We start from the raw sequence: 9593 nt of genomic DNA on the forward strand, positions 1-9593 counted from the left end.
CTAAATTTAACGACAAACTGACACCCGATGAAATAGAAAAGTCCATACCTCTAAGCAAAGAGAATAAGCAACTATTGTCTGATGCTATTGACAAATTTCACTTGTCAGCAAGAGCCTATCACCGCATCTTAAAAGTCGCTCGTACTATTGCTGATTTAGAAAATAGTGAAACAGTCAATAGCCCACATTTGATTGAGGCGATTGGCTATCGTAGAAGTGAATAGTATTTATCTACAAACTTTAGTTAAAAAGACAGGACAAGGGCGAGGCTATCACTTCGTTATTCAATCTCCTATATTTAAGGATAAAATCAAAAAAGAAAAATTACTGTTTTTACCGTGGATGAATTAATGGAATTTCTTGATACCATCAAGGCAAATTCCGCTTCAACTGAAAGCACCGTTTTAGGCTACAAGGTAAAAGCGAGTTATGTAACTTCAAGTGAAATTGAAACTAAAATTAGAGAAGAATCTTTGGCAAGAGTTAGTTGTGTTGGGTGGTTGATGCGGTATGTAGGAAATTTTAAGCAAAATGATATAATTTATAAATATGAATAATAATAAAAATATAAAGAAAAGTATAGCGAGTGCTAATATAAACTTTCTTATCGGATCTGGTGTTTCTGCACCATTTCTTGAAACACTAACTGATATTGAAAAGAAATTATCAGAGGCTGAAGAGTCAAAAAATTCAGATGAAGAAATAAAGATTAAGAAAAAATATTTTGAAAAATCAATATTTGGAAATATATTTTTACCGTCAGTGCAAGTAAGAATTGACTTATCCACGAAAGAGTGTAAAGATGTATTAGAGTTATACAAGAAGTTTTATAAAACTATTAATGCATTAATTTTGCAGAGGGAGTCTTCCCTACTCTCAAAGCAAGTAAATATATTTACTACCAATGTTGATATTTTTTCAGAGATTGCCTTGGAAGAAACAGGCGTTGAGTTTAACGATGGATTTCATGGAAGGTTTAATCCTAAATATAATGTAGGTAATTTTAAAAAATCTTATTATAAAACTAGTCTTCATTATGAAAATACTTCGGAAATACCTGTCTTCAATATCATTAAACTACATGGTTCTGTTTCTTGGCGTGCAGAAGGTAAAAATATAAAATTAGATAAAGATTTAAAGTTAGTATTCGAAATAAAGGATTCCCTTAACAATGAAGGTGCTAAATTTAAAGAAAACTATGATAAGTTGATGATTGTCAATCCATCAAAAAAGAAATTCAAAGATACGGTTTTAAATGAAACTCATTATGATTTATTAAGAATATATAACAACGAATTAGAGAAAGAGAACAGTGTTTTGTTTGTTATGGGGTTTTCCTTTGCAGATGAACATATTAGAGAATTGACATTAAGAGTGGCAAATACAAACCCAACCAGTATTGTTTATATATTTGCGCATGACCAGGATAGTAAGATTTATAAAAAGTTAGAAAATGATGCTAAAAATAGTAACATTTGCTTACTCACTGCAAAAAAATATGATTTTGAAGAAATAAATAAATTCTTTGCTGGTCAACTTAATAAAGAGTGTCAAATACCACGAGACAATACTGAAATTAGTCAACAGAAAAATGACAAATAGCATTACTACAGAAAGCTATATTGAAGATAATTCAATCTTTAGAGTTGGCAGTGTCATTGAAGTTATTGGTCAGGCAGTAAAAGTTAGAATTGATACAGGAAAAAACACCTCATCTATTTTGTATAAAGGCGATATTATTCAAAATATATCTGTTGGTGGGTATGTAAAAATTAAAAAAGATTTTGAAGAAATTATCGGAAAAATTGAAGGTGAATTAATTAAAGAAAATAAAGATAATAGCCAAAAGAATTACATAAACAATAAAGACAAAGTTAACAGAATTTTAAATATTAAAATTTTAGGATATTTAGAGAGCGGAAAATTTGAAAGAGGCATTAAAGAGTTACCTCTAATAGAAAATACTTGTTTTTTAATTACCAAGGAAGAATTTAACAATATCCATCAATTTGTAGATAGTGAAGACAAGCCGATAAAAATTGGGCAGCTAGAGTTTGATGATGGGGTTGATATATCGTTAGGAATTAATAAATTATTTGCCAGTCATATTGGAATTTTTGGCAATACTGGTAGTGGTAAGTCTTATACTTTGGCAAAGATATATCGTCAATTGTTTGAAGAATATAAAAATAATGAAAACTTTAAAAACAAGGCTAAATTTATAATTATTGATTTTAACGGTGAATATATTGATGATGCAATTATTGATGAAAAGGGTAAAAATTCTTATAATTTAACAACTAAAGCAATGAAAAAAAATGATAAGAGAGAAAAACTTCCAATCTCAAAATCTACAATAGAAAACGCTACTTTTTGGTCTATATTTTTAAGCGCTACAGAAAAAACCCAGCAGCCATTTTTAAGTAGAACTATCAAAAAAACTAATATTTCAGAAGAGTCTGTTAAGGCATTAATAAAAGAATTCTTATCCAATGAATCTAGAAATGTTGAAAAAGGAGTGATTTTTAATTTTCTTAATAATATCAATGAGTTTTTAAAAAAAGAGACAAAGGTCAATGACCTAAGAAGTGCCCTGCGTTATCATGGGCAGCAGAATACATATTACATAGAAAAGATTTATGCAAATTCTGATTTAGACTCTGTTTTTACAAAAACGCTTGAGTGTTTAGGTGGTATTACTATTAAAAGTTTGTCAGATATTGAAAATATTAAACTAAAAATAATATTTCATTATTACAGTGAAATAGTGAAGGGGTATTCAAATATCGAAAACTTATCACCCCTGATTAAAAGGCTTGAAAAACGAATATTAGATTTAGAGAAAGTTTTAACAATAAAGGACGATGATTCAAGTGAAAATAAAAAGAATTTAACTGTTGTTTCTTTGCGAAATGTTAATATGGATATTCGTAAAATGTTGCCGATGCTTTTGGTGAAAGAGTTATACGATAAAAAGAAAAAAGACAACAACAAAAGCCACTCACTACACATAATCGTAGATGAGGCACATAATATTCTTTCCAGTAATTCTGATAGAGAAAGCAAAGAGTGGAAAGACTATCGCCTTGAAACTTTCGAAGAGATAATAAAAGAAGGTCGTAAATTTAATGTTTTTATGACTATTGCCAGTCAAAGACCATCAGATATTTCAGCAACAATTATATCTCAATTACATAATTATTTTCTACACAGGCTAATAAACAATAATGATTTGTTAGCAGTTGAAAAAACTATTTCTTATTTAGATAAAGTTTCTGCTGATTCTATTCCAAATTTAGCAACGGGAACATGTATTTTGGCGGGATTAATGGCAAAAATTCCAGTAGTGATTAAGGTTAATGAAATTAAAAAGATAAAAAATCAACCACAAAGTCATAATATAAACTTAATTCAAGGTTGGGAATAATACATGTGGCAAAAATTGCAATATATAATTTGTATATTAAAGAATTGTCAGAGGTTCTGGGTAATGTAGCCTTTGCAATACTTTAAGTGCCAGTTTGGTTTTAAGTGCTGGGGTTGCATAAGGCCTACACCCTTTGGCAAGTATTAACGGATTAAACCATTACCGATTTAGATAACTCAAACACCGCCAACATTCAGCATCTTAGCGATTGGTTATCGGCGTGAATCTTGATAAAAACTTACAGCACAATCAGGGCATTGGCATTAGACAAATCTTCAAATGATAAAGTTGTATTGGATAATGTAATACTAACATAACTCTCACCAATGCCAGCACCATCAGAATCTATATGAACAATACTATTATTGCCTATATTCTCAACGCTAACAAAATCAGCTAAATTGTTGCTTGCTTGGTAATCAATCAAATCTGATATATCTAACTTATCACCTTCAGATAAACTAAAGTCGGTAATAGTGTCATGACCATCATTATTGCTATTGTAATCAAAGGTATCACTTCCCAAACCGCCAGTCAAAGTGTCATCCCCAGCATTGCCGACTAAAGTGTCATCGCCTGCTAGTGCTTGAATAATATTATCGCCTTCATTACCAATTAGTTGGTTATCACTGGTGTCGCCTTGTATTATCACATCAACATTTAAAATGTGTGTATCAGTTGCATGATCGCCACCACTAATCTGATAACTTAACTCGATTTTGCCACTAAAGTTAGTCTTAGGTGTAAGCGTCCAAGTGCCGTTATTATTATCAGTAAGCGTTGCATCATTACCCGCTATGGATAAATTGATAATACTCAAATTACTACCAACCACATTAGTTAATAGTTGTGTTGTAGTAATCGTCAAATCTTGATCTTTAACACTTGAGAGGCTAATCGTTGTATTAGCAACTGTTTCACTGGTCAATGTTGTGGTGGTTTCCAAATTGCCACGACCATCAGTATAACTGGTAATAACCTTTATGTATTTACCAGTATGTGCCTGTGTTAAGGTTAATTCATCAGTTGTAGCGCTAACAATATTTACCCAAACTTCCCCATCAGTTGAATATTGCCATTGGTAACTTAGTTCACCCATACCATCAGCATCAGATAAAGTATTTACTAATGTTAAAGTTTGTCCTTCTAAGGCCTCACCTTGCAAATAAACACGCCCTTTAGTGCTGGCATTAAAATTATCGTGCGCTTCGTTGATATGCCACATTGCACCATCAGCAAACATAATGCGTTCAATGACTCTATTTTCTGTTGTATCTTTTAACAAAATACTATCCTGACCGTTTATAGTGAGTAATAAATCATTACCTTCTTTAGTGATACTAACATCGGAAATTTTTATACCCTCTCCAAACATAATAGTATCAACACCCTGGGTATCAACAATAGTATCGTTGCCATCCCCTAGGTTAAAGTTGTAAGTGTCATTACCTGTACCACCATCTAAAGTATCATTACCTACGCCACCTATAATAATATCATTACCAGCCTCAGCATATATGGTGTCATCGCCTGCTAAACCTTGCAGGACATTGTCTCCACGGTTACCAATAATGTTATTATCATTATTATTACCCGTTGCATCTATATTTTCATCCCAAAGCTTAACCGCTTTCCTAGTATAAATACTGTAGGCATTGGCAACATCTGCTGCTTTGCGGAAAGTGTCAATATCAACAAAACGCGTCATGTCATTAACCTTGCCTCGTCCTGAGTCGCTAATGTAGAATCCCATTAAATCACCAGTGTTAGCATTGTGTACTGCTCCTGTCAAGGTGATGGCGTGATTGACACCGCCATTGCCATTGTAGTTTGAGTCATTCCATAATATACCAGCATTAACGGACAACATAACACCGCGACCACCTCGAAGTAAGTTGGCGATGCCAGTTTCGTTGTAACCTTGGATGACATCATTAGCGATACCGTAGTTGTTTAAAATAGTTTGTTGTTGTAGGTAATTAGAACCACCTAATTGACTGGCAGGTAAACTGGGGTCATTTACCGCCCAGTTGTTGGCAATAGCAGTATTAACTACTTCACCTTCGGATGTAGGGGTGCCTGTTTGGGTGATAAGGTTGGCAATAGAGGTTAATGCACAAGTGCCTCGGTAGTTTTCAATGGCATCGCCTTGCATGTAATCCAGTTCATTGCGTTTTGGAAAGCCATAAACCAAAACGGCTTCACCATCAACCTGACCTTTTTCTGCCTTAGAGAAGTCAAGCAAGACTAGGTTTTCTATATTGTCACTTAGGGTGTAAGTAATGCTACTTTGAACAGTGTCCGTACCTTGATTGGCATACTCTACAACACTATCATTAATGTTGTCGACATAATAAGTATCATCCCCCAATCCACCAATCATCTCATCGGCACCTGTTACTCCATCAATGATGTTGTTAGCGCTATTGCCAATGATTTTGTTATCGGAGGCATTGCCTGTGCCATGAATATTAAAGCCTTCCAATAAGCGCAATTCTTCAATATTGGCGTTTAGCAAATAACTGGTGCTAGAAATAACGATGTCATAACCTTGATTATTTTGTTCGTAAATACTGTCGTTAACACTATTAACAATGTAGATATCGTTACCCAGTCCACCGACCATGACATCGGCATCTGCACCACCATCTAAATAATCGTTTCCCAGTCCACCGATGAGAACATCTTGCCCTGCGCCACCATATAGATGATCGTTATCACTTTCTTCGCCATCGAGCTTTTGTTTGGCTTCGTTATTAGCGGTGAAGCCTATTAAATAATCATCGCCATCGCCACCGTAGAGAATATCATCACCACTTTGACCAAATAAATGATCATTGCCTGCCTCGCCATAGAGTTTATCATCACCCTCATTGCCTTGCAGTTCGTCATTCCCAGTGCCACCATAGAGTCTATCATGCCCTAAGCCACCCATTAGAATATCGTCACCACCACCACCATTCAGATAGTCGTTATCAGTTTCACCTGTATTTAGACTTTGCTTAACCTCATTTTTTGCAGTGAATCCAAGTAAAAGGTCTTTGCCTTCTCCACCCCAAAGTTTATCATCGCCTGCCTGCCCAAAGAGTCTGTCTTCACCCGATCCGCCCATAACCTCATCGTTACCTTCATTACCTTGAATTTCATCGTTGCCACTACCACCCCAGAGTTTATCGTTACCTTCTCCACCTAACAAAAGATCATCGTTGGCGCCACCGTCTAGGTAATCATTACCCAAACCACCGTATAATTTATCGTTGCCACTACCGCCATACAAATGGTCGTTATCAGTTTCTCCTGTACTTAGGGTTTGTTTGACATTGTTACTGGCAGTAAAGCCGACAATAATATCATCGCCTGAACCACCAAGGATGGTGTCATTTCCAACGGCACCAAATATTCTATCGTTACCTTGTTCGCCATAGATTTTATCGTTGCCAGCGTAACCAAGTATTTCGTCATTTCCCAGACCACCCCAAAGGTTATCACTTCTCTCACTGCCACCCATTAAGTCATCACCATCGCCTGCTAAAAAGTGAGTGATTAAGCTAAAGTCAAAGAAGTTATAATCATTGTAATAGTCCACATCAAAGGTATCATCACCATCGGTGCCAATAATGTGACTTTTGTTGATATGGATTTTAATCATGGAAGATTCCCATTGAATGTAGTTCAGGTTTCCATTTGACAAATCATGATAATAATAAATGTTGTCTTCGTCTCTTAGGGTGCGGTAGTTGCTATTTGGCGTGTCTAACTCGTTTATTTGACTCGTTTGAATAGGTTGTCTGTTGGCAACATGAGCATTGCCGTTAGTATAGAAAGCATATTCACTTTGTTGAATAGGGTGATTAAGTGTGTTGAGATTAGCTAACTCCCCCGTATCTAGATGCCCATCTTCGTTAATATCTTGCCATAGACGCAGGATGTTAGTTTCAGATCCTGTTAGTTGCCCATCGTTGTTAGTATCTAGAGCTTGGAGTTGCGCTACGCTCAGTGCTTGGTTGTTGCTATTAATAAGCACCCCTGTATATTGTGCAACACTCTGGGCATTATCATACTGTGCACTTTGAGAATCATAAAAAGCCCCGATTGGGTTATAATCAAGCCGATCAGTTTGAGAATCATCATCATAGCTGTAGTTATCATCACCTATTGCATGATTCAACACATAATTTTCGAAAGCATCGAATTCCTCATAGGTTATCCAGCCCTCTTGCAGTTCTTGAAACATGGCTTCTTCAGCGTCCAATAAATCCCCTATGTCGTTAAAGGCAATGTCTGGGGTGTTAACAAACCACTCTCCAGCATCATTCAGCTCAACAATGTTACCGCCTTGCCATGGGCTAAGGGCTTGGGCGGTGGTGTCAAAGGTGAATTGGTCGATTGGATTGCCGTTTTTTGATTCACGGGCAATGGTTTCTAGTTCGCATTCCAGCTGCTCACATTGTTCGTCTGTTAATTTAAGATTCAGATTGTTTTTCACATAACCTATCATCGGTCGTACTTCGTGATTACCAATTAAACTATCAGCCAGTATTGCCAATCCTATTACAGGGCTTAGTATTGTAAGAAGTGCACCAATAACGGTTTGTGTGTCACTCACGGCATCAATTTCCATTGATGTACCTAGATGTGTACCAATACTGCTTACCAATGAACATTTCTCACGAATATTAATAAAATGCTCGCCTACATTCGGTGTATCTTCAATATTATTAAAAGCATTAGGATACTTTTCCTTAAGTGAGGCAATAAAGACTTGGTATTCCTTACTTGCCACAATGGCACTCGCACCTGGGGCATCCAAAGTAACGCCATTTAAGCCAAAAGTATAAGCAATGGCTTGGGCGATACCACCACCTAGGGAGTGACCTGTGACTGAAAAAGTTTTATTTGCAGTCTTAGTGTCTTCTGAGTTCTTAGCTGCAGTATCAATGGTTTGTGCAGCGTAGGTCAGTGCTTGTTGGAATTGCTCGGACAAGCCCCCTGTAATAAAAGAGACATTATCATCCCAGTCATTGAGTCCATTAGTACCAGCAATGGCAATCACGGTGTGGTTAGGATGGGTAGCATTTTGGTAGTTTTGGATTTGTAGACCTGAGTCAAAGTTGTTTGCAGTCCCTGTAATAACATCTGGCTCCCAACCGTTAACCCCTCTATTGTCTATATCTTTTTTATAAACATCCTCTGCTAAGAGGGCTAATTCAAAGTAAGTAATTGAGTTATTGTTATTTGGTGTTGGCATAGCTTACTCCTCGTTATTATTCTGATGATTTGGTTTGGTGGTAGTGCTTAGGCGTTTCCTAAGTTCGTTAAATAGGCTATTGGGTTCGTATTGAGCTTTATCGTATTTTTCTATGCGTTGCATAAAAGTATTAGGGATTTTTACTTGGTGAGTAAGATTATTTAAAGATTTAGCCGATATTGAGCCATTTTTTCTAAAAACTGCATCATAAATATTGATTTTTGTCTCCCTAGTTTTGCCAAAACTACGACAAGTAACAGAACCTGATAGATAATCTATGTTTTTGTAGATGTCTCTATCGTATTCCAAAATAAAATAACCTCCCATTCTTGACTTATCATTTTTTCCATGAACCACTGTTGTGGCATCCAGCCCCAACTTATATTCCTGACCGCGTTTGGTTCTGCGATAAAGATAAGCAGGTTTATCATTAGGATACTGTGGCCATAAGAAAGCGTTGGATTTACGCCCATACATACTGGCATACCTAGCTTTATTATTCCAAGGCAAATTAGCCTTATCATCAATATACATATCCACCACACAAGCAGTAGCAGGGCGACAATTTTCTACATTGGAGAAGTAACCGCACTTAGTACCATACACATCTAAATCTAGTCGATAGGCAAGTGCCTCTGCACCTTTTAACTCATCATCCACCCATTCTTGTGGCATACCAAAACGCTTAGCAAAGGCTGAGGTGTAAACCCAAACATGGGTATCTTTTTTGTAAGTGCCTCGCTTGCCTGCCTTTATTCTACCTTGTGGGGTGTAGCGGGTGTTATAGTTGTCTATCGTAGAGTTTTGGTTGGCAATAACTGTGTTAGTTGCACTTAACAATCCAAGTGTTAAAGTGGTTGTTAAAAGATACTTTGATATGTTTTTAAGATTTGTTGTGTTGTTTGTTTTTATCATTGC

Annotated in this window: 5 protein-coding genes and 1 pseudogene; 4 read left to right on the forward strand and 2 right to left on the reverse strand. The window is 36.0% G+C overall.

The window, feature by feature from the left end:
• From BBROOKSOX_RS07315 to BBROOKSOX_RS07330, 4 genes and pseudogenes are all read left to right on the forward strand, one after another.
• Positions 1–224: pseudogene (locus tag BBROOKSOX_RS07315) on the forward strand (YifB family Mg chelatase-like AAA ATPase); the annotation flags it as partial.
• Positions 225–350: 126 nt separating this feature from the next.
• Complete coding sequence (locus BBROOKSOX_RS07320; RefSeq protein ID WP_180323906.1) at positions 351–557, forward strand: hypothetical protein; 207 nt, start codon at positions 351–353, stop codon at positions 555–557.
• The gene (locus BBROOKSOX_RS07325; protein ID WP_139660547.1) at positions 550–1602 is read left to right on the forward strand and encodes an SIR2 family protein; all 1053 of its coding nucleotides are present in this window, start codon (positions 550–552) and stop codon (positions 1600–1602) included. Before BBROOKSOX_RS07320 ends, BBROOKSOX_RS07325 begins: the two co-directional genes overlap by 8 nt.
• The gene (locus tag BBROOKSOX_RS07330; protein WP_139660548.1) at positions 1592–3427 is read left to right on the forward strand and encodes an ATP-binding protein; all 1836 of its coding nucleotides are present in this window, start codon (positions 1592–1594) and stop codon (positions 3425–3427) included. Before BBROOKSOX_RS07325 ends, BBROOKSOX_RS07330 begins: the two co-directional genes overlap by 11 nt.
• Before the next feature lie 238 nt (positions 3428–3665).
• Here BBROOKSOX_RS07330 and BBROOKSOX_RS07335 read toward each other — a convergent pair whose 3' ends face one another.
• Both BBROOKSOX_RS07335 and BBROOKSOX_RS07340 read right to left on the reverse strand, forming a co-directional pair.
• A complete protein-coding gene (locus BBROOKSOX_RS07335) occupies positions 3666–8675 on the reverse strand; it encodes a cadherin-like domain-containing protein (RefSeq protein WP_139660549.1) in 5010 nt (1669 codons plus the stop codon).
• Between the two features lie 3 nt (positions 8676–8678).
• Positions 8679–9593 (reverse strand): hypothetical protein (locus BBROOKSOX_RS07340; protein WP_180323907.1); only part of this gene is annotated, 915 nt, incomplete at its 5' end.

The organism is bacterium endosymbiont of Bathymodiolus sp. 5 South (assembly GCF_900128535.1).
Taxonomy (GTDB): domain Bacteria; phylum Pseudomonadota; class Gammaproteobacteria; order PS1; family Pseudothioglobaceae; genus Thiodubiliella.

What these genes read in the sequence shown, in the direction of transcription:
- BBROOKSOX_RS07320 (WP_180323906.1), top strand. Translation starts at nt 351, where the DNA reads ATGGAATTTCTTGATACCATCAAGGCAAATTCCGCTTCAACTGAAAGC.
- BBROOKSOX_RS07325 (WP_139660547.1), top strand. Translation starts at nt 550, where the DNA reads ATGAATAATAATAAAAATATAAAGAAAAGTATAGCGAGTGCTAATATA.
- BBROOKSOX_RS07330 (WP_139660548.1), top strand. Translation starts at nt 1,592, where the DNA reads ATGACAAATAGCATTACTACAGAAAGCTATATTGAAGATAATTCAATC.
- BBROOKSOX_RS07335 (WP_139660549.1), bottom strand. Translation starts at nt 8,675, where the DNA reads ATGCCAACACCAAATAACAATAACTCAATTACTTACTTTGAATTAGCC.